Raw genomic sequence first — 22,295 nt, 5'->3', positions numbered from 1 at the left:
CGTGACATCGATCATCTGGTATATCAGAGAGTTCCTCCGCCCTGCATGGATCAGCCGGTTTCTGACAGCAAAGACGGAGCCACTGGTGACCCCGCCGTACTTCAGGGACTTCCCCGTAACAACAGAGAATGAATGTACGCAGTGTCTCGCCTGCATGATGATCTGTCCTGCGCCTGAGGCGATCATTGTTGTGAAACGTGAAGGCGTATGGAGACCTGAAATCACAAAAGGGCATTGTATCCGTTGCGGCCTCTGTGTCGAGGCATGCCCGGAGGATGTCCTTGCAAGCGGGAGAATTCTTGCGACAAAGAAAGAGGAGAAACTGCTCCTCTCAGGGACCTATCATATCAGCATTAATCCGAAGACCTGTATGGGATGTGGAAACTGTTCGGTGGTCTGCCCGGTGAATCGTGAGATCGATCCCTCATTGCGATCGAGTGGGACATCACGATCGAACGAAGTGATCATGCGGGTTGATACCGGCCAGAACAAAATCCTTCATGAAGAGAAATGTACAGGATGCAAAACCTGCGAGGAACACTGTCCAAACAATGCCATCCGGGTTGCGCGTGTTGTTGAGGCTACGGAGGGAGGGAAGCTATGACGTACACCCTCAATTCCGGGAGGGTGATCCCTCAGGGAGCATTTGTTGAGCATAAGATCTCACAAGGCTACAGAGAGGCGACGTCGGTCCTCTTCATCCATCCGATGGATCTCTTCCAACTTGGTATCGAGTCGGGCGATAAAGTCCGTGTAACGAGTGCTGCCGGGTCAGTCGTCCTGAGAACCGAAGAGACTGAAACTTTACGGGAGGGATGTGTCTTTATTGCACTTGGACCATATGCAAATGCCATCACCGGCGGGTACAGCCATGGAACAGGGATGCCTGATTATAAGGCAATCCCGGTCGAGATTGAGCCAACAGACGATCCTGTCATGACGGTATGGGATCTTATGGAAGAAATAGGAGGGCTGCGTTATGATAATTGAGGATGTGCCATGCCCGTTCTGCGGTTGTCTCTGTGATGATATCACCCTGACGATTAAGAACAATCGTATTGTCGGTGTTGAGAACTGCTGTGTGCTTGGTAATGCTAAGTACCTTTCAAAACAGCGCCTGAAGCACCCGATTATGAGAAAAGAGGGGAAATGGGTAGAGGTAAGCTTTGATGAGGCAATTGAGGAGACTGCCCGTATTCTTTCGGGAGCGACCCGTCCACTCCTCTATGGTTGGAGCGGAACCTATAATGAGGCACAGGTGACTGCAGTTCATCTTGCCGAAGAGCTTGGCGCCCTCATCGACAGCACCACCTCAGTATGCCATAATCCTTCCATCCTTGCGATCCAGGAGGTGGGCCATCCAGGCTGCACACTTGGTCAGGTCAAGAACCGGGCAGATCTCGTCATCTATTGGGGATGTAATCCGATCGAGGCGCATCCCCGTCATCTGAGTCGCTATACAACCTATGCAGACGGGTACTTCTTTGAAAATACCGTCAGTGACAGAAAAGTCGTCGTCGTCGATGTCAGGGAGTCCGAGACGGCGAAGATTGCCGATGAGTTCATCCAGGTGAAGCCGGGAGGGGATTATCTCATTCTCTCAGCACTCCGTGCGATGGTACGCGGCCGAGGGGATGTAGTGCCGGCAACAGTCGCAGGCGTCAAGAAGGAGCAGTTGCAACGGGTCGTTGATCTCTGCCAGAAAGCCCGCTATGGAGCTGTCTTCTTCGGCCTTGGCGTTTCCATGACCCGGGGGAAGTATAAGAATATCAGAAATGCGATCGAGCTCGTCTCTGAACTGAACCGGAAGACGAAGTTTACGATCAGTGCAATGCGTGGCCATTACAATGTCTATGGCTTCAATGAAGTCCTCACCTGGATGGCAGGATATCCGTTTGCCGTAGACTTCTCACGCGGGATCGCCTTTTATAATCCCGGTGAGACGACCGTCATCGATGTACTGGCCAGAAAAGAGCCTGATGCATGCCTTGTTGTGGCAAGTGATCCTGGTGCACATTTCCCAAAAACCTGTATTGAACATATGGCAGCAATACCGACCATTCAGATCGATCCCTGTGTTAATCCAACGACAGCACTCTGCCAAGTGCAGATCCCCGTTGCGATCACCGGAATTGAGGTTGCTGGAACCGCATATCGGATGGATGGTGTTCCAATCCGGATGAAGAAAGTTGTGGAGACGGAATTTCCAACCGATAAGCAGATTCTCGATAGAATCTGCGAGCGAGTCAGGGAGTTGAATGGAAATGGGTGAGATTCTTCTGAAGAATGCCTGGGTCATCGATCCGATATCAGGCATCAATGGCGAGATGATGGATATTGCAATGGATGGCGGGAGGATCGTGGAGTATGTATCTGATAAGGCAGACGTGATCGATGCAGAAGGGTTTCTCACGCTCCCAGGCGGTATCGATTCTCATACCCACACATCCGGGACGAAGGTAAACTTCGGGAGATACATGAGTCCTGAAGATATGCGTGCAGGGAGGACCCCGAAGAAAGGGGCGATGCACGTCACCTCCGGGTACAGTGTTCCAACGACATATGGAAACAGCTACAAGTATAGTGCTCTTGGCTATACCAGTCTTGTTGAAGGGGCAATGGCACCACTTGAGGCAAGACATACCCATGAGGAGTTTGCCTTCACCCCGCTTCAGGACTCATTTGCAAATGTCCTCTTTGACGGGAACTGGGGGATGCTTGGTGCAATTGAAGAAGGGGATATCAAGCGGGCGGCGGCTATCATCGCCTGGACAATCTCTGCAGTGAAAGGGTTTGCCGTTAAGCTTACCAATCCCGGAGGAACCGAGGCATGGGGCTTTGGAAAGAACGTCTCATGCATCAATCAGACGATGCCACGGTTCGATATCACCCCGACGGAGATCATCAGATCCGCAATCGAGGCGAACGAACTGCTCCACCTCCCCCATTCGGTCCACCTCCATTGTAACAATCTGGGAACACCAGGCAACTACACATGCACTCTCGGTACCTTCGATATCGTTCCTGATCTGAATGATACCCGGCAGACACTGTATGCAACCCATGTCCAGTTCCACTCCTATGGTGGAAGCGGATGGTCTGACTTCTGTTCAAAGAGCGAGCCGATTGCTCAAAAGGTGAATATGCGCCCCCAGATCGTCATCGATATGGGTCAGGTGATGTTTGGCAGGACGACGACGATGACGGCAGACGGGCCGATGGAGTTTAACCTCTACCGACTCCACCATGACAAGTGGAGCAACCATGATGTCGAGCTTGAAACCGGATCCGGGATCATTCCTGTTAATTACCGGAAGAAGAACCTTGTCAATAGCATCATGTGGGCGATCGGCCTTGAACTGGCCCTCCTTGTTGAGAATCCATGGCAATGCCTCCTGGCAACGGATAATCCAAATGGTGCACCGTTCGTCAAATACCCTGAGGTGATAGCACTTCTGATGAGCAAAAAATATCGGGATGCTGAATTTGCAACTGTCCACCAGGACACCGGCAAGAGGGTTCCTCTTCCGGCAATCGACCGTGAACTTACCTGGCATGATATCGCGGTGATGACGCGTGCCGGCCAGGCACGAGCACTGGGGATCACCGGTGTCGGCAAGGGGTATCTTCTTCCAGGTGCTGAAGCCGATATCGCCGTCTACCCGATCAGGGTTGATGATATTGACCCGGCTCAACAATATGAGGAGGTCATCAAAGGCTTTTCACAGACCGAATATACGATCAAGCGGGGCCGGGTTGTCTCCCGCAGGGGTGATGCTTTGGTTCATGGTGAGAATACCACATTCTGGGTGAAGCCAAATGTTCCTTCTGAATATGATATGACACACGATGAGCGGTTCAAAGAACATTTCGAGCGCTACTATAGCATCAGAATGAGTAATTATCCGGTTCAGGAGGAGTACCTGCACAGGAACTACTGCATCAGGACGGAGACGGATCTGTCAACCACCCATGACTAAAGTCAGGGGCTTGCAAACGGCTACGCGAGACTAAACGGTTAGACTAGGAGGCATACTCAGATATGCAGCAGCATTACGGGCTACAAGAACGGCAGAATGTTTCTCTAGTTCTGCCCTCTTCCGGACACGCCGAATCCGATGTATCTTTTCAGATGCTACGCCTGTCTTGCCACTCCGAAGAGACATTTCACCCCGGTTTAACCGGGAGGAGGTAATACCTCATGCGAATCCCTGTATTAGATATCAACAAAACACCTCTCATGCCGACAACACCGACAAGAGCCCGGCTCTTACTGAAACAAGGTAAAGCCAGACCCTATTGGAACAAACTCGGTATATTCTGCATCATCTTAACCTATCAGGTCAATCCAGACAACCAACCTCTCGTCATCGGTATTGATCCGGGTAGTTCCTTTGAAGGTTGGTCTATTGTTGGTACACAAGAAACCGTTCTGAACGGTATGTCTGAAACACCAAAGCATGTCAAAAAGGCGGTTGAAACCCGTCGAACAATGCGAAGATCCAGAAGATTCCGTAATTGTTGGCGACGACCAGCACGATTCAGAAATCGTCTTAAAAACAGATCATTCATCCCACCAAGCACTTTTGCACGATGGAACGCCAAACTTCGTATCCTGACTCAACTTCAGAAGATCATCCCGATAACGAATGTTGTTGTCGAAGATATTGCCGCAGTAACCAAAAAGAACTGCAAACGATGGAACTCCACCTTCTCTCCTTTAGAAGTAGGTAAAAAATGGTTTTACCGTACAATCCGATCTCTCAACCTCGATCTCCATCTTCGTACCGGATACGAAACCAAAGATCTCCGGGATCGATTCAACCTCAGAAAGACCTCTCAGAAGAACAAACCTGTCTTCTCCTCTCATGCAGTAGATGCCTGGGTCATGGCAGCAGACGTTTCCGGAGCCAAACAACCAACAGAACGAGGTTTATTCTATTGGACTCCGATCAGGTTCCATCGTCGTCAACTCCACCGACTCCAACCCGAAACAGGAGGGATCAGAAAACCTTATGGAGGAACGATCTCTCTGAACCTAATCCGTGGAACATTAGTCAACCATTTCAAACACGGTTTATCGTACATTGGAGGAAACCTGAAAGAACGGCTCTCATTACACCATTTCAAAACAGGAAAACGATTAACCCAGTCTGCAAAACCAACAGACTGCACAATCCTGACCAGAATAGCTTGGAGAACAACACACTATGCCGACACTAGGCAATCGGCATTCCTCTCACGACTAAAGTCGTGAGTTTCCTGCCTAATTAGATCATGAAAGTGACGATAACCCTCTGGGACAGGGATAACCCGCTGATCCCGGTCGAAGCCGAGATGATAACACCCGACGCCTTCTTCTCAGGAGAAGAGATCATCATCGCTGTCGGAAACAGACATATGCGTCTTGATGGGATTGCGGATATCCATATTGAAGGAGAGGCCTCCTCGGCTGCGGAGGTTGCTATCGAGATACGGGGTGACTCCGCACGCTTCAAACGGGTCGGTGAGATGATGACCGCCGGTTCGATCACCATCGAGGGTGACATCGGGATGCATTGTGGCAATTTTATGTCAGGTGGGAGTATCGAGATCCTGGGATCTGCTGACGGGTGGCTCGGCCGTGAGATGAAGGGGGGCGAGATCATCTGCCATGGAGATGCGGGAGATTATTGTGGTGCCGGATACCGTGGCGGCCGCAAGGGGATGAGGGGCGGATCGATCGAGGTTGTCGGATCGGTCGGAGACTTTGCATGCGAGCATATCGCCGGTGGTGAGGTGATCATCCGTGGGAATACCGGTGATTACCCGTGTGCTGAGATGAAAGGAGGCACGGTGATCATTCTGGGGGACTGCAGCCGGGTATGCGCGAATATGTCTGCTGGTACATGCTATGTCTATGGATATGCAGATGAGATGATCCCAACCTTCGAGCGGATCGGCTGTGTTGATCGGGACGGACTCCAGCTCCACCATTTCAGAGGAGATGTCGCCAACCGGGGCCATGGCGATCTTTATGTTGCCAGATACGGGTATCTGAGCTGAGTTCAGGTTGGAATGTGCGCCTTCACCCATCGGGCATAGGTGGTGCGAAGGCGGGCGATCTCCTCATCGGTGAGTTCATCCCGGCTCGCCCTTTTCAGGTACTCTTCAAGCCTGCCGATGATATCCTCAGCCTCTTCATAGCTCTCCACCTCAAGATAGACCGGCGCTCGTGCTCCGCTGATGATCTCGCCACAGACCGGGCAGAGCCGCCAACGCTGAAGATGATCAATATAGGTAAATGACCGGCACCCCGGACACCGGATGACATGGTACATGCGTATGCCGTTGTCTGCGGATTTGGTGATAAAGGTATCGGAAAGGGACAAGACCAGCATCTCTAATGATGACTCAGGGTGTTTCCCGAAACTGGAGAAATACCAATACTGCTTTATTTTCAAGGTTTGAGCCACTAAAATTTTCTCTTTTCTTTTCCATGTTGATGGACTCAAGTACAAATCTTAATCTGGATCAACACAGAACAGAAGATCTCAGATGTCAGTCGAAGTCATCGGGGTGGAGGGCCTCCCCATTATCCAGCCGGGGGATAACCTGGCGCAGCTCATCGCCGAAAAGATCCGATTTAAGGATGGGGACATACTCTGTGTTGCAAGTTCTGTCTATTCAAAGTCGGTTGGTAATATACGGCATCTCTCAACCATCACGCCAACAGAAGAGGCCATCAGGATCGCCGGGAATACGCATGAAGATCCTGCATTTGTGCAGGCAGTACTTGATGCATCCGAGGAGATCATCATCGACGCACCATTTATCCTCTCCCTGCTTCGCTCAGGCCATATCGGGGTACGGGCCGGTGTTGACCATAGTAATGTCGAAGATGGGATCATCATCCTTCTGCCAGAGGATCCCATGGCAGCTGCCTCATCACTGAGAGAGGAGATCCTGGCAGATACCGGCATCAATGTACGTGTCATCCTTACCGACACCTGTGGCAGGGCATTCCGACGGGGCCAGACCGGCCATGCCATCGGATGGAGTGGTATGACAGCAATACGTGACTTTCGTGGAGATCATGATCTCTTCGGCCATGAACTGCTCATCACGGAAGAGGCGGTCGTCGATGAGATAGCCGGATTTGCAAACTTCATGATGGGAGAGAGCAATAAGGGAGTACCTGCTGTCATCTTCAGAAATATGGAAGTCTGGAAGGGGCATGATATGCTCTACTTTAAGGAAAAAGAAGATCTCATTCGGGAGGCATTGAGAGAATGCCGGGAAAACAGGTTAGTATAGGAGGTTTAAGATATAAATGAATACTGCAATTCCAATCGTTGCCGCAAAAACGGTCTTTGGATTAATGGTGATGGCTCGTCGGTCTTCGCTGTCATAGTATGTAACAAGACCTGCTGATGAAATCATTCTCCCGCCTTTCTTCTTTGCCATGCTCAATGGTTTCTCATTGCCTATATATAAAAGGGCGGTCAATGGATAGCTATGGAGTCTGAACGCTCCCTTGAAGGGCTTGCATTTCTTGACGATGACCTGCATCCCCTGCATGTTCGCATATATCTTGAACACGGGACCATCCGATCCATCGAAGAGATCAGGGCCGCGCCCTGCAGTTTCATACTGCCGGGCCTCTTCAATGCACACACACATATCGGTGATACCGTCGCAATGGACACACCCATAACCGGTGATCTGGCATCAATCGTCGCACCTCCTGATGGCCTCAAGCACCGTATCCTCCGGGCAACCGATCAGAGAACACTCACAGCAGCTATGCGTTCGACGATGGAATATATGGAGCGAACCGGAACAGCAGGTTTTGCCGACTTCCGTGAGGGAGGTCATCCCGGTGTCAGTGCCCTGAAGGAGGCGGCAGCCGGTCTTGGGATCCGCCCCCTCATACTGGGACGGGATGGAGGAGAGGTGCATGCAGACGGTCTTGGTATAAGCAGTGTCCGTGATATCCGGGATTATGAGAGGCAGATAGACGAGGCGCGGAGAAAGGGGATGCTGATTGCCATCCATGCAGGTGAGCGGGACCATCATGATATTGAAGGGGCGCTCTCCTGCGATCCTGATCTTCTCATCCATTGCACTCATGCAAGGGATCGTGATCTCCGGGAGTGTGCGGACAGAGGGATTCCGATTGCCATCTGTCCACGCTCAAACTGGGTACTTGGTGTGACACATTCTGCCGCCGCACCTCCCGTTGCGAGGATGATTGAGCTTGGATGCACAGTCTTCCTTGGGACGGATAATGCAATGTTTATCCAGCCGGACCTCTGGCGCGAGATGGCATTTCTCTCTGTGATCACCTCAGTTTCTGCGCGGGACATCCTGAAGATGGGGATTGCCGGATCCACGCTATCAGGATCCATGTATCGCATTTCTGAAGGGCAGAAGACCCCGATCATTATGATTGATGCTGAACAATCGAACCTCAGATACTCACATGATCCCTGTCGGACGATCGTTACACGCGGGGGATCTGACCATCCTGAGAGGATTCTTTTTTAATTGATCAGTACCAAATATACAAGAACTTATTTTGGTGATACCATGTTTCACAAGCTACTGGTCGCCATAGATGGCTCAGAGATCAGCATGAACGTCCTTGAGCAGGCCATCGATATGGCCCGCGGATGGAAGGCGGAACTTCATGCTGTGTATATCATAGAGACCGGCCTCATCTCGTCGGTACCGATGGATAACACCTGGGAAGTCATCTATAGCCTCCTTGAACAGGAAGGAGAGAGACTCCTTGATACTGCAGAGAAGAAAGCGCAGGATGCAGGTATATCCCTGAAAAAGCACCTTCTCTCCGGTCATGCAGGCAACGAGATCATAAATACCGCAGAGGCAGAAGGGGTGGATCTGATCATTGTTGGGTCACGTGGCAAATCCCAGATTGATCGCCTCTTAATTGGAAGCGTCTCAGCTCATGTGGTCAAATACAGCACGATTTCCACCATGGTGGTGAGAGTATAAGCGTGATGCTTGTTCGTGACTATATGACCAGGAATGTGGTCACTGCTGACACACCGGCAAATCGGGATGAGATCCTGAAGATCCTCAAGAGGACCGGAATCAGTGGTGTCCCTGTAATGAAGGATGGCAAACTCATCGGGATCATTACCCGGAAAGATCTCCTTAGAAATCCTCATGAATCGCAGATCGCACTCCTGATGAGTCATGATCCAATCACAATCTCACCGGAGGCAACCCTCAGGGAAGCAGCGGATATTATCATAAACAAAAATATCCGCCGTCTTCCTGTCGTTGAGGATGGAAAACTCATTGGCCTCATCAGTGTCGCCGATCTCGTTGGTGCCGTTGCACAGCTCAAAATTACCGATGAGATCCGGCAGCATTTTGTCTCAAAGACATTTGCACTCTGGAATGAGACACCCCTTACGGTTGTCGGCCGGATTATGGAGATCGGGCATGCTGATGCCATCCCGATTCTTGACTCGGAAAATAAGCTTGATGGTATCATCACCGAGCGTGATCTCATCAGATGCTCCTGCATCGAAGATGATATCGAGGTCAGTGACTTCTCGAATGGAACCGATGATGACGAATGGACCTGGGAAAGCATCCGCGATATGCATGTCATCTCCTATGGGATCTCACGTATTCAACTGCCAGATAAACCTGTCAAGCTTGCAATGATAAAGAAGGTGATTGCTGTTCCGGTGAATGCCGGGGTGAGTGAATGTGCACTGAAGATGAAGAGAGGCAGAGTTGACCAGCTCCCTGTCGTCAACGGTGACAAGAGGCTTGTCTCCATGCTCTTTGATCGCGACCTGATCAAGGTCCTGCTCAATAACAAACCACAATAAAAATATTTATCTTAAGTAATCACCAAATAAGGAACAACGCCAAACATTTTTTGCGTTCTGATTTTTGGGGGCATATACATGATGCAACAGCCACAGGAGATTATGCATGGGACGACGACCATAGGGATCGTCTTCTCAGAAGGTGTCGTCCTTGCGACAGAGAAACGAGCGACCATGGGATATATGATCGCTAGTAAAAACGCGAAGAAGATCTATAAGATCACCGATGCCATCGGAATGACAACAGCCGGGGGTGTCGGTGACGCTCAGCAGCTGGCACGACTGATGAGTGTTGAAAGCAACCTCTTTGAGATTCGGAGAGGGCGTGGGATAACTGTCGGAGCATCCGCAACCCTCCTCTCAAACTATCTCAACCAGAACAGGTACTTCCCGTATTATGTTCAGCTCCTCGTCGGCGGAATCGATGAGAGTGGCCCCTCAGTCTACTCGGTTGATGCGATGGGCGGTGCAACCCGCGAAGATGATTTTGTCGCAACAGGGTCAGGATCCCCGATGGCTTTTGGAGTGCTTGAAGACAGATATGCGTCAGGCATGACCGAGAGTGAGGCGATTGAGCTTGCAGTCCGATCCCTTAAATCCGCAATGCGGCGCGATGCCGGATCCGGAGAAGGGTTCCAACTCGCTGTTATTACAAAGGAGAAGTTTGAGGTGCTGGATGATTCACAACTTGATCAGATAGCAGCCTCCCTCCGCAACTGATTTTTTTTTACAAACTTTTTTAGGAAGATTCCATGTTGATTGAGGACAGACTCAAAGAGCTGAAAGAGCTTATCAACCGTAAGGTACCTGCAGGTATAACGGTCTCTGATGTCGAATTTGAAGGGCCTGAACTGGTCATCTATACCGATGATCCCAAACAGTTTGCTGATCAGGCGGATCTCATCCGTGTTCTTGCCCGGGACCTGAGGAAACGGATCGTCGTCCGTCCCACAGTTCTTGAGGATCCGGAACGGGCATATGACGATATCAAGGAGATCGTTCCGGAGAATGCAGGTATTACCGATATCTTTTTTGACCCTGATACCGGGGAGGTCCTGATCGAAGCCGAAAAGCCGGGTGTTGTCATCGGGAAAAACGGTGCGACACTCCGTGATATCACAAAGAGTATCGGATGGACCCCCAAGGTTGTCCGGACACCCCCGATTGAGAGCTCAACGGTAAAACAGATCCGGACATATCTCCGGGCGATACGCGATGAGCGCAAAGAGTTCCTCCGTGCCAGTGGCAGACGTATCCATCGTGATATCCTGGCAAAGGATCAGTGGGTCAGGGTCACAACCCTTGGCTGTTGCAGGGAGGTTGGTAGGGCAGCATTCCTTCTTTCGACCCCGGAGAGCAGAATTCTTATCGACTGCGGAGAAAAACCGGGCGCTACCAATGGGGCAACACCATACCTTGGCGTCCCTGAGATTCACCCCCTCACAAACCTTGATGCCGTCGTTCTGACCCACGCCCACCTTGATCACTGCGCCCTCATCCCCCTCCTCTTCCGGTACGGGTTCACAGGCCCGATCTATGCCACCCCTCCGACACGGGATCTCTCATCGATGCTCCAGCTCGATTATCTTGAGGTCATCAGGAAAGAGGATCGCCCTGCCCCCTACACCTCAAATGAGGTAAAGCAGTACGTCAAACATTCAATAACCCTAAACTATGGCTCGGTAACGGACATCGCCCCCGATATCAAACTGACCTTCCATAATGCAGGCCACATCCTTGGATCAGCCATCGCACACTTCCATGTCGGTGACGGACTGTATAATATCGCCTTTACCGGTGACTTCAATTATGGAAAGAGCCGCCTGTTCAACCCTGCAAACGCTCATTTCCCCAGACTCGAGGCGATCTTCATGGAGAGCACATATGGTGCATCACAGGATGCGACACCATCGAGAAAAGAAGCCGAGTCGCGGCTCTATGATGTGATCAAACGGGCGATTGAACGTGGTGGCAAGGTCATCATCCCGGCATTTGCCGTCGGCAGATCGCAGGAGGTCATGCTTGCACTCGAAGAGGGGATCAGAAAGGGTGATCTTCCGCAGATCAAAGTCTATCTTGACGGGATGATCAAAGAGGCGACGGCCATCCACACGACCTATCCTGAATACCTTAACTCAGATCTCAGAAACCAGATCTTCCGGGAGGGATTGAACCCGTTCCTCTCCGAGTGTTTTGAACAGGTGGATTCAAGCGATAAGCGTGAAGCGGTGATTAATGGTGAACCATCGGTCATCATCACAACATCAGGAATGATGAATGGAGGTCCCGTGATAGAATATCTTCAGAACCTTGCGGCAGACGAGCGTAATACCCTCGTATTCGTCGGATATCAGGCAGATGGGACACTCGGCCGTCGAATCCAGAAGGGATGGCGTGAGATCCCCTATGGTTCAAAGGGGAGTATCACCATCAACCTTGAAGTAACGACGGTGGAAGGGTTCTCAGGCCACTCTGACCGGAGGCAGCTGATGAGTTATGTCAGCCACATGCAGCCGAAGCCTGAGAAGATCTTCTGTATTCATGGCGAGGAGAGTAAGACGCTTGATCTCGCCAGTTCAATCTATAAAAAATTCCATATCCAGACCCACTCACCGATGAACCTCGAGACGTATAGAATGGTATAAAGCATCACGAAGCCCCATTCAGATTAATGAAGAACCGCCTCCCCCCAATCATAGGGATATTCACCATAATGGCACTATCCAATGCGGTGGTGCCGGTACTTCCGTCGTTTGGGGAGGGGTCGGTTTTACAGGGGATCATCTTCTCGGCCTACTTTTTTGGAGCCCTTATTACTGTCTTTCCTGCAGGATATGCAAGTGACAGGATCGGACCGACACCGCTTATTCAGACCGGGATGCTGATCACCCTCCTCTCAGGGATGGTCCTGATCTTTGTCGGTTCCCCCCTGCTGATCATCCTTGCCCGTTTTATCGAGGGAATCGGTGCAGGCCTCTTCATTGCATCGGCGATGTCGCTATTGAATGCCAAGCCCGATCATAGCCGGCTCGCCGGATACTTCATGGCTGCATTGAACGCCGGCCTTCTCGCAGGTCTTGCCGGAACAGGATGGATTGTATCCTTCCTTAGCGACCCCCGGGCCGGTCTCGTAGTCTTCACTATCCTCTCAGGGATCGTCTTCATCCTGGCTATCCGGATGGACAAAGAGGTCGGAAAGAAGGCCGCTCCCTCAAATGTCCCCTTCTATCTGACAGAATACCGGTGGCTCTGGTATTCGGCAATCATCATCGTTGGAACAACAGGCGCACTCACCTCACTCTATCCTGAGTTTGGGGGCCACAATCCATTCCTCACCGGAGTGTATATTGCAAGCATGAATCTGGCAACGATGGTATCGGTCCTGATCGTCTCCCACTTCAGGCTTGAACCGATCATCACAATACGTATTGCTGCAGTTGGTGTCGGGTCTGCAGCTCTCCTCTGCCTCATCACACCCCTGGGATTCCCGATCATGGGGGCGTTTGCTGGATTTGCCATCATCGCGCAGATGACGTTCCTTGCCGGTACAGGAGCGCCCCAGGGGATCATGATGGGGATCCTAAACACCTCGACCTATGGCGGGCTTGCACTCCTCCCCTTCTTTGCAGGGTTTATTGCCGAGTTTGGCACGTTCACCATGGCCTTCTTCTTCCCTGCTATCCTCACCATCACCGTCGCACTCACAATAGGGCAGTGCCGGTGCAGCCTTCCCCCACGAACTCAGTAAACCTTCCGATCCGGCATCTCTTCCCATTCGCGGAGAAGGGCTTGATTTTCTTCAAGGAGATATCCCCCGACGATCTCCATCCGGCTTCCTCCAAGCTTCTGCATGCTGATATTTGAGAGGGTCATCTCAGAAAAGCCGAGAACCCGGACATCCTCTATTGAGGTGCCATAGATGATCCTACTGATCCTTGCCCAGTGGCATGCGGCAAAGCACATCGGACATGGCTCGGTTGTTGCATACATGGTGCAGTTGGAGAGATCGATTCTGCCAAGCTTCTCCTGTGCCTCCCTGATGGCGACAATCTCGGCATGTGCCGTACTGTCGGTTCCTGCGAAGACCAGGTTATGGGCAGAGGCAACGATCCGGCCATTGCATTCGATGCAGGCACCAAAAGGGGTCTGGCCATGGTGGATTCCCTCATGGGCGCAACGTATCGCTTCACGCATACAGTCAGGATTCATTCAGTACTGGTGTGGAAGAAGAAGTAAAAAAGATGGGTGTTATCTGGCTATTGCATACCTGTTTCCGATGGCAAGCAAGCACTGCGGGCATCACGATGATCGCACCGATGAGGGAGAAGCCGACGGTGATGACAGTGACCATCCCGAAGTTGCTGATGATGTCAAAACCTGAGAGAAGGGGGGTTGAAAACCCAGAGACGCTGATCGCCGATCCGATCTGGGAGACACTTGTGTTGATGGCATCATAGAGAGGGCGACCTGTATCCAGCTCCTCATGGAACCGTTCCATGATCAGGATGGTATATTTACAGGCGATCCCGATCGCCTGTGATCCCAGGGTCGCTGTGAGCGGGGTATAGTCGATATGAAGGGTGTACTTGATCAGGCCGTTTGAGCCGACTATCATGATGATGGGACAGGGGGTATGAGTGCAAGCTTCACCTTGCGGTAGATGAAGACGAAGGAGGCCGGTTCCGTAGAAGGCAAGCAGGATCAATGCAACGAAGAGACCTGCGACAAGAGCGGGCCTGGCATTAATGGTATCTGACAGATAGATAAAGAGGGGCTTCACAATCTTACAGGCAGGAAGCCGATGACTTCAGTCGTGGGAGGAATGCCACGATTCCTCGTTAGATGGTAGGGCTCCAATCGGATAGATTATTTGTTGTGATTATGACAACAAAGACATAAAGACCGCAGAGATTGAGCTACATGAGGTGGAAAAATGGGTGGGGAATCAGAATGCAGGAAGCGGGGGGTGCCATGAGCCATATCCCCACCGGTCCCCTGCCGGGAGAAGAATCTCTGCATATCGCTTCTTTGTGTCCCTGAGATCGGTCAGGACGATGCTTGTGTCAGAGACCGTCGCAATGGTGTCGCCTATCGAGAGGGAACGCCTGACAGCGGTTGGCCAGTAGCCGGGTTCCGGGGGTGCATCGCCAGCATACTGGGGGATCGTTCCATGAAGGGTGAACCCGGATTCCGCAGAGATGGTATAGAGATAGGTCCCCTGCCAGACATACTCCCTGCCATACCCATCTGCAACGGTGATTGGAAGAGCCATCAACCCGATCTTTCTGTTGAAGTAGAAGGCCTTGTGATCACGAAGCACCTCTGAGTCGCTCCCCTCTCCACCAAGGGTGATTGAATCCAACAGATCCGGCTTTGTTACATCCGAGACATCAAAGAGGGCGATCTTCACACCGGTGGTGGCAAACCCTCCCCATGCGGTCTCCTTTGTGTCCTTTCCGATTCCGATGATATGATTGGCATCATATGGGTGGAGGTAATCTGAATATCCGGGTATCTTCAGTTCGCCAAGAATTGCCGGGTTCTTCGGGTTTGAGAGATCGATCACGAAGAAGGGATCGATCTGCCGGAAGGTGACAAGATAACAGCGATCACCGATGAACCGTGCGGCAAAGATCCGCTCTGTCGGGGCGATCCCGGTAATCTCGCCGGTGACTATCCCGGAACGATCGAAGATGGTGATCCGGGAGGAGGTCTGTGTGCCTTCCCGGCCATACTCTTCCACAGTGGTTGCAACCCGGAGGTGATCCCTGTACTCATCCATCGAGAACTGGTTGAGCATCATCCCCGGAACACTCATCGTCTGCCGCCAGATTGGATCACCCTTCCTGAGCTCAAACCTGTGGATGATCGTGGATGGGCCTGTCGTCCCATATGGCTGGCCTCCATAATGGGTGTAGGTGATATACAGGTTCTCCTGTGTGGCATAGATTGTGGTCCCATACCCGACAAGATAGCTCTCTGATCTGACTGCGGCAGTCGCGGTTGGCCTCAATGCGGTGATCGTCTGGAAGACGAACGGGCCGGGGAGGTCATCGAACCTCCAGATCTCAGGATCATATATTCGATCCCCATCCCTGACGATCGGAAGTGGGATATCCGGCCCACGCCTCTGCGGGTACTCCTGCGAGACGAGATAGATGACGCCATCGGTCATCCGGGAGGAGGTATATGACCCGGAAGCGGAGACTTCCCGGATGAGGTGTGGCCTGCTCCGGTCTGCACAGTCATAGACTGCAACGGCCGTCACCTGCCTATAGACCGGGACCGGGGCTGCACTCCCTTCAACCGTCACAAAAGACTCCTCGGTAATCTCTGAGATGATCGCAATGGATGATCCGGCAAGGTACATCTCACGAGGGGTGCCGGAGAGTGTCGTGTTTGAGATGATACGCGCATTCTCCGGGGGATATGCATCAACGATGATGAACCTCCCCCCGGCGATGATATAGATGTGGCGGCCATCATTCTTGACAAAGTCTGCCTCATCCACCCCTTCAACCTGGATATTCGTCGTGGAATATTCAGGGCTGGCGCCGGTCCCCCCTATGGATTGGGGAGATGGCATTGGGGGCGCGATGGCTACCGCATCTTTTGTCATTGCTCCTGGAAAGATGCGGAGGCCATCATTCCAGCCAGTCGCAGACTCCCATTCCGCGGTATGCAGAAACTCCCGGACCTCGTCTGCTGAGGCGAATGGGATCGGCCCGTCGGCTGATTCTGATGCAGGATCATTGTACAATCCGGCTCCGATGAACAGGGCGACGATCAGCCCACCGACCAGCAGAGCTCCAATGATATGTCGGTTCATTCTCTTTCTCCTGAGATTGTATTTCAGACACAGAAGAAGATATAGATATGGAAAACTGCGGAAAAAATCGTAGTTTTCAGGATCCAGGATGACTGAGCCGGATATAGGGGGGAAGAAGAGAGCCTGTGGCAATCCGCTCTTCAGAGAGGGTACCTATCATCCGACAGGAGCATAGATCCAGGTGACGAGGAGATCCTCCTCGGTCGTTTCAGGATCGTTCATATAGACTTCCCGGATGGGGCCGTTGACCGAGAGATTGTTTTCGGCAAGCCAATTGTAGAGTTCGGTATAAGTCTCTCCCGAGTCCCGGTATGCCCCCATATGAATGATCCGGACCATCCGTCCACCCGGTAGTTCATAGGCCTGAATATCCCCCATCCCTTCGATCCCATCGTCAACCGGGAATACCACCTCAATATCCGCTGATCCCGTCCCTGCCGCTGCCTGAACCGCTTCCAGTGTCATCTCATGGCAGATGTAGGCAGGCGGTCCAAGGGGAGTTATCCCTTTCTCCTGGATGTAGGAGGCGATCTCTTTGATCATCGGTCCGATCTCGTCGTATGATCCTGTTCTTCGGAGACCCAGAACCTTCTGGGGGGCTCCCTCCACCTCGATTATTAATCGCATGGATGAGGATCTGGACGTGGTAATAAAAAAAGATTCCTTCGTTCCCACAAGCGTGTAATTGAATAACTTTCGATTCCGAATTTTCACGATTCAGGAACACGAACCATAGCATGAGAAGACAAAGAGCCTATCGTAGCAGTTCTAAAAGGTCTTCTTTTGGAATGCCATTCCATTGCGAAACTTTTCCAAGAATATCATTCAAAGTGCCCCTGGCTATTTCATTATGGAGAGGTACCGTTATTGTGTGCTCCCCGGCACCGGTAACCTTCGCCATCTGCACGTGGCTGCCACGCTGCCGCAGGACCACATAACCAAGGGATCCAAGCACCTTCAGGAGATCCTGACCGCTAACAACCGGAGATCTTGGTAACAGAACCAACCTGAAATTCAGTGAGGGAGACAATCGTAATCTGCTCTCCGGCATCGATAGACTCTTCATAATGCAGACCAACTGCTTCACGGATATTCTCCATCAGTTCATCAAGTGTTCTGCCCTGTGTAAATATATCGACCCTGATGCCACGTGCGCACCAGAAATCTCCATCATTGTAGATATCAAACTTGACCAGCATGCAAAAACATCCAACGATATTTGATATATTGGGTGTGGGATAGAATAAATGTCACCTATCCATCCAGATGCAATCGGAATGCAAGCTATCAATACAACCACCTGTGATGAGATAATCAACTGGATCGTATGCAACGAGGAAATGAAGAAGAATCTATCCTGGAATGTAAAAGAAAAGTAATGCGAGGGACCGGATTCGAACCGGCGAACCCCTACGAGAATAGGCCCTCAACCTATCGCCTTTGACCTGGCTCGGCAACCCTCGCACTGTTTGACCTAATAACATATGCTACACCCCTTAAAAACCCTATCGATTCGCCTCTGCCTCACCCCATCGTAAAGAAGATCCTTTTTCTCTCATGGCACCAATCATCTCCTGTCTATGTGGTCTGAGATCGTTGAAATCTTCGCAGATTCGCCTTCACAACGAAGAGTTGTCGGATTTCTCCTTGAAAACGGGTTTGGTGTCAATAGTGCAGGCAGGATCACCGCAAACGGAATTGAGATGCCAGCGACACAGGTCGCGCGAGTAATCGGGGTCGATCGCCGGGTCGTCGATACTACCGCCCACAGCATCCTTGAAAATGAGAACCTTCGCCGCGTCTTCTGTCATATCCGGGTGACACCGGATCTCTCACGGGTCGCCGAGGATCTCGGTCTTGCCGTTATCACCCTCATCCCAAAAAATGCCGCAGACAAGCATATCGTTGCATCAGCCGTCAACGTCCTGGCAGGATATGATATTCCGATACGCCAGCTCTTTGTGACCGATCCGGTCTTTGCAGAAGAGCCGAAGCTTGTGGTGATTATTGACGGAGCGCTTCCACACGGGGTTGCAGAGGACCTGCGAAAACTCCCCCAGGTTATGAAACTGATCCTCTGATCAGGATCGAAAGAGTTCCATCTCAAGTGCGAGACGGTATGTCCTCTTCCGCTTCGTACGAGGAAGATCGGCAATTCTGATCATCCGCTCTTCGATATGGATCTCCGACGCTCCCCTGACACAGTTATCTGCGTGTGCAACGATCTTCTCAGAAAGAGTCTGTGGCATGGCATCCCGGGGGATAAGTCCAAGCTGAAGGCACTCTTCAGCTGTCTGGCCTGCCCCGAGGTGACATGCAACGATCCGGGAGAGCGGTTCGGGGATCCCGCGCTCCCGGCAGATATCCCCGCCAGTCTCTGCATGATCGAGATCATGTGTCATCGATCTGCCGATATCATGGAGTAGCGCCCCGCACCGGACAAGGCAGGGTACAACAGCTTCATCGTCGGTATATGCATCAACCACCCTCCTGACCGCACGGGAGTGGGCGATCACCTTCTTCGTGCACCCGGCACCGAGAAGATGATCGATACAGGCATCCTCGGAGATGCAATCAGGCGTCGCCGAGTGATTCATTGATTGCCGCAAGCCTCCGCCTCAGTGCTGTGACAAGCACCTCGTTATCAAAATGACTGAGTGGAACCTCACAGATGGCACAGGAGAACTCGTGTGGAAACGCCTCGCTGAAAGTATACATTGCACCACAGGTCTTGCAGAGGTAGAAGTCATTCTCCTCCTCATAGCGCCTCCGCGCCTCAAGCCTCTCCCTGACGGTTCCCAGATCCTCAGCAATGACAGGTTCCAGATTATCGAGTCTGAGATGCCAGAGATAGGTGAGCCAGCCGGTCTCATTGTCTTTCACTCTCCGGTACTCAGCCAGCCTGCGTTCATAAAGAGTATAGAGGCTGTGCCTGACAGAGTTGAGGTTGATACCGGTGATCTCGGCAAGAGCTTCATCACTATGCTCACCGGTCTCGGGAAACCGGGCGATGAGCTGGATCCCCTCGTCACCCACTAGACGGAGGAAAAATTCATGAATAGCCGGGTTCTGCAGAAGTTCTTCCACTCGTTCCATTACGCAAGATATGGTGCTATGATACTAATATGGTTATCCAGCATCCGAAGGGCGGCATCCCGTGTACCACCATACCCAAAGATGCTGACAATCGCGTCTCCCTTGGAAAATTCGGTCCCTATAGGGGGAATATCAGCTATAAAGGATCCGAATCGCCGGAGATCACGCAGGACAATACAGTCATCTTCTGCAAAGAGGATGCGCCGCGCCGCATATCGGCGGGGCTCAGGTCTCATTTGTGGAAGGATGCCGGCACATGCCTGCATATGAAGGGAGAAAAGGTTCACCCCGGTCGCCGATTCAACAGTGTCGAGGGTTGCCTGGAACCGTGGATTCACCTCAATCGCAACCGCTTCATCAGAGAGGACGAAATCGACCCCGATGGAGCCGATACAGCCGGTAGCCGCTGCGATCTTTTCGGCACAAACCATCATCTCACCGGCAAGCGGGTGATCACAGGGAGTGATCGACCCGGCAAAACCGAAGCTCGACTCGCCATCACCCCGGAGGATCTGTTCGTTTGCCGCCACTGCTACCGCCCGTCTCCCGTCTGAGAGGCATGAGACGCTGGCAGGCGTACCCTCGATGATCTGCTGGGTCATGTAGGGAAGATCGATCTTCTCAATCCATGCATCCATCTCCTTTCTTGATGAGATGACGGCATTCCTCCACCCACCGGCCCCGGTGATCGGCTTGGCAAAAACAGGAAAGGTATCACGCCCCGCAAGGCAGGGGTGGGGTACAGATATCCCCTCAAAGAACTCCTGTGTCTTCATCTTGTCGATGAAGCGCGATACGATCTCCGGACTGGTCCCGGCACGGGAGATTCCCGGGCAGACAACCTCTTCCGCACCCGAGGTGAGTACCAGGTGATCGATCCTGTTTCGTGATCGTATCTCCTCGATCGCATCCGGGAGATCAGCAAGCTCCTCAAACCGCAGGTAATCATCAACATACCAGCCGGAGTCGAGATCGCAGAAGTGATCGACTGCGACGACGCGGTACCCGGCTCTCCGGGCAGAAGAGACGACATGCCGCGTGGCAAACCCGGCGATGAGGACGATCTCCCTCACAGCTCCACCGTATTCTTTCCCCGTTCGCACGGAATGACACGGATATCGGCATCCGGAAACTCACACTCAAGCTCTTTTCCTTCATACAGCTGATCGAGGAAGACAGCAAGTCCGGCAATCTCGGAATGAGGCTGGTTGGTGACGCCGACATTATAATCTGCAAGTCCGTATATCTCGCCCGGCACCTTCTCTGCCCCAACGATGACAAGAACCTTTGAGGCGGCTCTGATACCCCCGATGACATCCTGGATACGAAGACCGTACATCGTCAGGTGAACAACGGTCCCGCCCGACTCCTGAAATTCGCGGATACACTGCCTCCACTGAACACCATCCTCAATATGATAGTCCCCCCCAAACCGCCTGGCAACACTTTTGATGCTCTCGACGACCCCGCGATCATCTGCTGCAAGGTACATCCCCTTCGCACCCAGTGCCCGGCCGGTCAGGCCGACATGCGTTGTCACACGCTGATCACGATCATGCCTGTGGCCGATTCTCAGAATATATGTTTCAATGATGATGATCACTCCTGCTTTTTTATTTTTATAACACCATTCTCGATTGTCACAGGAAGATCCTCTGTATATCGGATCCTGCAGGAGAGGAGCATCTCTTCAACCCCCATAGGATGGACATTCTCCCCTTCCTGTCTGATGAGAAGGTACCTGACGAGCCGCTGGATCGATGCCCTGATCACCCCTTCATCAAGTCTGGTTATCTCAATAAGTTCCGGGATGGTTCCCGCTTCGCCAAGGGCGATCCGGTGATAGATAGTCCAGTCGAGGTCTTCTTCTCTCACACAGTATTATGGCGTTTAAAGTGAGCATATATCTTATGGAGGAAACGATCTCCCTTTTTGAGATAGCAGATGAGCTCCTCGAATATGCAGATGAAGATGATCATCGGCTCGCCCGGGCCATCAGTCGGCTGGACCCGGAGATACGGGAAGAACTGCTCGTCTCCGACTTCCTCAATGCATACCAGGTCTATCTCTATGCCTTTACCGAGGAGCCGTCGGTTCTGATCATGGATCGACTCCTTCTTCAACCGGCATCCGGTCTGGTACGGGGTGTTTTCCTTGAAACAATTGAGTACTTTGATCTCTACTTCATGATGGAGGGGGAGACACCGCTGGTTGGTATCAGGTGCGATAAAGAGGTGATCACCTCAATGCGGGGGCGTAATGCCCACCATGAAGCGATCCGGTATGCACAGGAGCATGCAGAGTAACCCTACATCCCTTTTTTAAAATGCTTTCCTGAACGAATACCTCGATGCCCACATCTTGAACAGTCTTTTGATGTATAAGCAGGATCGATATAGACGACAGGGATTCCAAACATATTGGCTTTATATCCAATAAATTGTTGAAATTGATAAAAAGACCACCTGTGTAGGGAATATTTAAACGATTATGCTTGTTTTGTTGTATCCTGACGG

28 protein-coding genes, 1 tRNA gene and 1 pseudogene are annotated in these 22,295 nt (G+C 51.8%); 15 read left to right on the top strand and 15 right to left on the bottom strand.

Annotated elements, in window-relative coordinates; all coding sequences use genetic code 11:
- Window position 1: 1 nt before the first annotated feature.
- The 6 genes from RJ53_RS01995 to RJ53_RS01970 all read left to right on the top strand — a co-directional run bounded on the left by RJ53_RS01995 (window position 2) and on the right by RJ53_RS01970 (window position 6,045).
- Window positions 2-604 carry a 4Fe-4S binding protein gene (locus tag RJ53_RS01995; RefSeq protein WP_343221809.1) on the top strand — a complete coding sequence of 201 codons (603 nt, stop codon included), beginning with the start codon at window positions 2-4 and terminating at the stop codon, window positions 602-604.
- Complete coding sequence (locus RJ53_RS01990; protein WP_211529935.1) at window positions 601-990, top strand: molybdopterin dinucleotide binding domain-containing protein; 390 nt, start codon at window positions 601-603, stop codon at window positions 988-990. The genes RJ53_RS01995 and RJ53_RS01990 overlap by 4 nt, the downstream gene beginning before the upstream one ends.
- Window positions 980-2,272: a formylmethanofuran dehydrogenase subunit B gene (locus RJ53_RS01985; protein ID WP_211529934.1), complete on the top strand. Its 1,293-nt coding sequence runs from the start codon at window positions 980-982 to the stop codon at window positions 2,270-2,272. The genes RJ53_RS01990 and RJ53_RS01985 overlap by 11 nt, the downstream gene beginning before the upstream one ends.
- Window positions 2,265-3,980 (top strand): formylmethanofuran dehydrogenase subunit A, encoded by a 1,716-nt coding sequence (locus tag RJ53_RS01980; protein ID WP_211529933.1) that lies wholly within the window; start codon window positions 2,265-2,267, stop codon window positions 3,978-3,980. Before RJ53_RS01985 ends, RJ53_RS01980 begins: the two co-directional genes overlap by 8 nt.
- 221 nt (window positions 3,981-4,201) lie before the next feature.
- Window positions 4,202-5,257: an RRXRR domain-containing protein gene (locus RJ53_RS01975; RefSeq protein WP_211529932.1), complete on the top strand. Its 1,056-nt coding sequence runs from the start codon at window positions 4,202-4,204 to the stop codon at window positions 5,255-5,257.
- A gap of 20 nt (window positions 5,258-5,277) precedes the next feature.
- Window positions 5,278-6,045, top strand: coding sequence for a formylmethanofuran dehydrogenase subunit C (locus RJ53_RS01970; protein WP_211529931.1), 768 nt, complete (start codon window positions 5,278-5,280; stop codon window positions 6,043-6,045).
- A gap of 2 nt (window positions 6,046-6,047) precedes the next feature.
- Here RJ53_RS01970 and RJ53_RS01965 read toward each other — a convergent pair whose 3' ends face one another.
- Window positions 6,048-6,320 carry a DUF1922 domain-containing protein gene (locus RJ53_RS01965; protein WP_211529930.1) on the bottom strand — a complete coding sequence of 91 codons (273 nt, stop codon included), beginning with the start codon at window positions 6,318-6,320 and terminating at the stop codon, window positions 6,048-6,050.
- 217 nt (window positions 6,321-6,537) lie between these two features.
- On the opposite strand from RJ53_RS01965, the gene RJ53_RS01960 reads away from it, so the two are divergent.
- Complete coding sequence (locus RJ53_RS01960) at window positions 6,538-7,296, top strand: coenzyme F420-0:L-glutamate ligase (RefSeq protein WP_211529929.1); 759 nt, start codon at window positions 6,538-6,540, stop codon at window positions 7,294-7,296.
- Here the strand turns inward: RJ53_RS01960 and RJ53_RS01955 are convergent.
- Entirely contained in the window at window positions 7,288-7,446 is a 159-nt protein-coding gene (locus RJ53_RS01955; RefSeq protein ID WP_211529928.1) for a preprotein translocase subunit Sec61beta, read from the bottom strand. The two genes, RJ53_RS01960 and RJ53_RS01955, sit on opposite strands and share 9 nt — an antisense overlap.
- A 51-nt stretch (window positions 7,447-7,497) precedes the next feature.
- Here RJ53_RS01955 and RJ53_RS01950 point away from each other — a divergent pair, with 51 nt between their 5' ends.
- From RJ53_RS01950 to RJ53_RS01925, 6 genes are all read left to right on the top strand, one after another.
- Window positions 7,498-8,529: an amidohydrolase family protein gene (locus tag RJ53_RS01950; RefSeq protein ID WP_211529927.1), complete on the top strand. Its 1,032-nt coding sequence runs from the start codon at window positions 7,498-7,500 to the stop codon at window positions 8,527-8,529.
- Between the two features lie 42 nt (window positions 8,530-8,571).
- Window positions 8,572-9,000: a universal stress protein gene (locus tag RJ53_RS01945; protein ID WP_211529926.1), complete on the top strand. Its 429-nt coding sequence runs from the start codon at window positions 8,572-8,574 to the stop codon at window positions 8,998-9,000.
- Between the two features lie 5 nt (window positions 9,001-9,005).
- On the top strand, window positions 9,006-9,854 hold the full coding sequence (locus tag RJ53_RS01940) for a CBS domain-containing protein (protein ID WP_211530091.1): 849 nt from the start codon (window positions 9,006-9,008) through the stop codon (window positions 9,852-9,854).
- A gap of 78 nt (window positions 9,855-9,932) precedes the next feature.
- Window positions 9,933-10,574 carry an archaeal proteasome endopeptidase complex subunit beta gene (psmB, locus tag RJ53_RS01935; protein ID WP_211529925.1) on the top strand — a complete coding sequence of 214 codons (642 nt, stop codon included), beginning with the start codon at window positions 9,933-9,935 and terminating at the stop codon, window positions 10,572-10,574.
- A 32-nt stretch (window positions 10,575-10,606) separates the two neighbouring features.
- A complete protein-coding gene (locus RJ53_RS01930; RefSeq protein ID WP_211529924.1) occupies window positions 10,607-12,499 on the top strand; it encodes a beta-CASP ribonuclease aCPSF1 in 1,893 nt (630 codons plus the stop codon).
- Between the two features lie 26 nt (window positions 12,500-12,525).
- Entirely contained in the window at window positions 12,526-13,602 is a 1,077-nt protein-coding gene (locus RJ53_RS01925; protein WP_211529923.1) for an MFS transporter, read from the top strand.
- Here RJ53_RS01925 and RJ53_RS01920 read toward each other — a convergent pair.
- The 7 genes from RJ53_RS01920 to RJ53_RS01890 form a co-directional block, all read right to left on the bottom strand.
- Window positions 13,596-14,063, bottom strand: coding sequence for a nucleoside deaminase (locus tag RJ53_RS01920; protein WP_211529922.1), 468 nt, complete (start codon window positions 14,061-14,063; stop codon window positions 13,596-13,598). The two genes, RJ53_RS01925 and RJ53_RS01920, sit on opposite strands and share 7 nt — an antisense overlap.
- Window positions 14,053-14,634 carry an MMPL family transporter gene (locus RJ53_RS01915; RefSeq protein WP_343221808.1) on the bottom strand — a complete coding sequence of 194 codons (582 nt, stop codon included), beginning with the start codon at window positions 14,632-14,634 and terminating at the stop codon, window positions 14,053-14,055. Before RJ53_RS01915 ends, RJ53_RS01920 begins: the two co-directional genes overlap by 11 nt.
- 165 nt (window positions 14,635-14,799) lie before the next feature.
- Window positions 14,800-16,683, bottom strand: a complete 1,884-nt coding sequence (locus RJ53_RS01910; RefSeq protein ID WP_211529921.1) for a beta-propeller domain-containing protein — start codon at window positions 16,681-16,683, stop codon at window positions 14,800-14,802.
- Window positions 16,684-16,839: 156 nt separating this feature from the next.
- Window positions 16,840-17,310, bottom strand: a complete 471-nt coding sequence (locus RJ53_RS01905; RefSeq protein WP_211529920.1) for a GyrI-like domain-containing protein — start codon at window positions 17,308-17,310, stop codon at window positions 16,840-16,842.
- Window positions 17,311-17,437: 127 nt separating this feature from the next.
- Window positions 17,438-17,734, bottom strand: coding sequence for a type II toxin-antitoxin system HicA family toxin (locus RJ53_RS01900; protein ID WP_211529919.1), 297 nt, complete (start codon window positions 17,732-17,734; stop codon window positions 17,438-17,440).
- A complete protein-coding gene (locus RJ53_RS01895) occupies window positions 17,658-17,882 on the bottom strand; it encodes a type II toxin-antitoxin system HicB family antitoxin (protein WP_211529918.1) in 225 nt (74 codons plus the stop codon). The genes RJ53_RS01900 and RJ53_RS01895 overlap by 77 nt, the downstream gene beginning before the upstream one ends.
- 180 nt (window positions 17,883-18,062) lie before the next feature.
- Window positions 18,063-18,147 (bottom strand) — tRNA-Leu (locus RJ53_RS01890).
- A gap of 116 nt (window positions 18,148-18,263) precedes the next feature.
- Here RJ53_RS01890 and RJ53_RS01885 point away from each other — a divergent pair.
- Window positions 18,264-18,764, top strand: coding sequence for a regulator of amino acid metabolism, contains ACT domain protein (locus RJ53_RS01885; RefSeq protein ID WP_211529917.1), 501 nt, complete (start codon window positions 18,264-18,266; stop codon window positions 18,762-18,764).
- Here RJ53_RS01885 and RJ53_RS01880 read toward each other — a convergent pair whose 3' ends face one another.
- From RJ53_RS01880 to RJ53_RS01860, 5 genes are read right to left on the bottom strand one after another with little or no spacing between them, the layout of a single operon-like run.
- Window positions 18,765-19,280 (bottom strand): HD domain-containing protein, encoded by a 516-nt coding sequence (locus RJ53_RS01880; protein WP_211529916.1) that lies wholly within the window; start codon window positions 19,278-19,280, stop codon window positions 18,765-18,767.
- Window positions 19,258-19,779, bottom strand: coding sequence for a transcription factor (locus RJ53_RS01875; RefSeq protein WP_211529915.1), 522 nt, complete (start codon window positions 19,777-19,779; stop codon window positions 19,258-19,260). Before RJ53_RS01875 ends, RJ53_RS01880 begins: the two co-directional genes overlap by 23 nt.
- On the bottom strand, window positions 19,779-20,852 hold the full coding sequence (locus tag RJ53_RS01870; RefSeq protein WP_211529914.1) for an ATP-grasp domain-containing protein: 1,074 nt from the start codon (window positions 20,850-20,852) through the stop codon (window positions 19,779-19,781). The genes RJ53_RS01875 and RJ53_RS01870 overlap by 1 nt, the downstream gene beginning before the upstream one ends.
- Window positions 20,849-21,373, bottom strand: coding sequence for a tRNA (cytidine(56)-2'-O)-methyltransferase (locus RJ53_RS01865; protein ID WP_211530089.1), 525 nt, complete (start codon window positions 21,371-21,373; stop codon window positions 20,849-20,851). The genes RJ53_RS01870 and RJ53_RS01865 overlap by 4 nt, the downstream gene beginning before the upstream one ends.
- Window positions 21,374-21,378: 5 nt before the next feature.
- Window positions 21,379-21,654, bottom strand: a complete 276-nt coding sequence (locus RJ53_RS01860) for a MarR family transcriptional regulator (protein ID WP_211529913.1) — start codon at window positions 21,652-21,654, stop codon at window positions 21,379-21,381.
- Between the two features lie 35 nt (window positions 21,655-21,689).
- On the opposite strand from RJ53_RS01860, the gene RJ53_RS01855 reads away from it, so the two are divergent.
- Window positions 21,690-22,085 (top strand): hypothetical protein, encoded by a 396-nt coding sequence (locus RJ53_RS01855; protein ID WP_211529912.1) that lies wholly within the window; start codon window positions 21,690-21,692, stop codon window positions 22,083-22,085.
- Between the two features lie 2 nt (window positions 22,086-22,087).
- Here the strand turns inward: RJ53_RS01855 and RJ53_RS11835 are convergent.
- A pseudogene (locus RJ53_RS11835) lies at window positions 22,088-22,252 on the bottom strand (zinc ribbon domain-containing protein); the annotation flags it as partial.
- Between the last annotated feature and the right edge of the window lie 43 nt (window positions 22,253-22,295).

It is taken from the genome of Methanocalculus chunghsingensis (assembly GCF_018132105.1).
In the GTDB taxonomy this organism is placed as follows: domain Archaea; phylum Halobacteriota; class Methanomicrobia; order Methanomicrobiales; family Methanocorpusculaceae; genus Methanocalculus; species Methanocalculus chunghsingensis.
The sequence above is the reverse complement of the archived record's forward strand: the minus strand, read 5'-3'. Positions and strand labels throughout refer to the sequence as shown.

Coding starts and splice junctions, on each gene's coding strand:
- RJ53_RS01990 (WP_211529935.1), top strand. CDS start 601: ATGACGTACACCCTCAATTCCGGGAGGGTGATCCCTCAGGGAGCATTT.
- RJ53_RS01985 (WP_211529934.1), top strand. CDS start 980: ATGATAATTGAGGATGTGCCATGCCCGTTCTGCGGTTGTCTCTGTGAT.
- RJ53_RS01980 (WP_211529933.1), top strand. CDS start 2,265: ATGGGTGAGATTCTTCTGAAGAATGCCTGGGTCATCGATCCGATATCA.
- RJ53_RS01975 (WP_211529932.1), top strand. CDS start 4,202: ATGCGAATCCCTGTATTAGATATCAACAAAACACCTCTCATGCCGACA.
- RJ53_RS01970 (WP_211529931.1), top strand. CDS start 5,278: ATGAAAGTGACGATAACCCTCTGGGACAGGGATAACCCGCTGATCCCG.
- RJ53_RS01965 (WP_211529930.1), bottom strand. CDS start 6,320: ATGTACCATGTCATCCGGTGTCCGGGGTGCCGGTCATTTACCTATATT.
- RJ53_RS01960 (WP_211529929.1), top strand. CDS start 6,538: ATGTCAGTCGAAGTCATCGGGGTGGAGGGCCTCCCCATTATCCAGCCG.
- RJ53_RS01955 (WP_211529928.1), bottom strand. CDS start 7,446: ATGGCAAAGAAGAAAGGCGGGAGAATGATTTCATCAGCAGGTCTTGTT.
- RJ53_RS01950 (WP_211529927.1), top strand. CDS start 7,498: ATGGAGTCTGAACGCTCCCTTGAAGGGCTTGCATTTCTTGACGATGAC.
- RJ53_RS01945 (WP_211529926.1), top strand. CDS start 8,572: ATGTTTCACAAGCTACTGGTCGCCATAGATGGCTCAGAGATCAGCATG.
- RJ53_RS01940 (WP_211530091.1), top strand. CDS start 9,006: ATGCTTGTTCGTGACTATATGACCAGGAATGTGGTCACTGCTGACACA.
- psmB (WP_211529925.1), top strand. CDS start 9,933: ATGATGCAACAGCCACAGGAGATTATGCATGGGACGACGACCATAGGG.
- RJ53_RS01930 (WP_211529924.1), top strand. CDS start 10,607: ATGTTGATTGAGGACAGACTCAAAGAGCTGAAAGAGCTTATCAACCGT.
- RJ53_RS01925 (WP_211529923.1), top strand. CDS start 12,526: ATGAAGAACCGCCTCCCCCCAATCATAGGGATATTCACCATAATGGCA.
- RJ53_RS01920 (WP_211529922.1), bottom strand. CDS start 14,063: ATGAATCCTGACTGTATGCGTGAAGCGATACGTTGCGCCCATGAGGGA.
- RJ53_RS01910 (WP_211529921.1), bottom strand. CDS start 16,683: ATGAACCGACATATCATTGGAGCTCTGCTGGTCGGTGGGCTGATCGTC.
- RJ53_RS01905 (WP_211529920.1), bottom strand. CDS start 17,310: ATGCGATTAATAATCGAGGTGGAGGGAGCCCCCCAGAAGGTTCTGGGT.
- RJ53_RS01900 (WP_211529919.1), bottom strand. CDS start 17,734: ATGCCGGAGAGCAGATTACGATTGTCTCCCTCACTGAATTTCAGGTTG.
- RJ53_RS01895 (WP_211529918.1), bottom strand. CDS start 17,882: ATGCTGGTCAAGTTTGATATCTACAATGATGGAGATTTCTGGTGCGCA.
- RJ53_RS01885 (WP_211529917.1), top strand. CDS start 18,264: ATGTGGTCTGAGATCGTTGAAATCTTCGCAGATTCGCCTTCACAACGA.
- RJ53_RS01880 (WP_211529916.1), bottom strand. CDS start 19,280: ATGAATCACTCGGCGACGCCTGATTGCATCTCCGAGGATGCCTGTATC.
- RJ53_RS01875 (WP_211529915.1), bottom strand. CDS start 19,779: ATGGAACGAGTGGAAGAACTTCTGCAGAACCCGGCTATTCATGAATTT.
- RJ53_RS01855 (WP_211529912.1), top strand. CDS start 21,690: ATGGAGGAAACGATCTCCCTTTTTGAGATAGCAGATGAGCTCCTCGAA.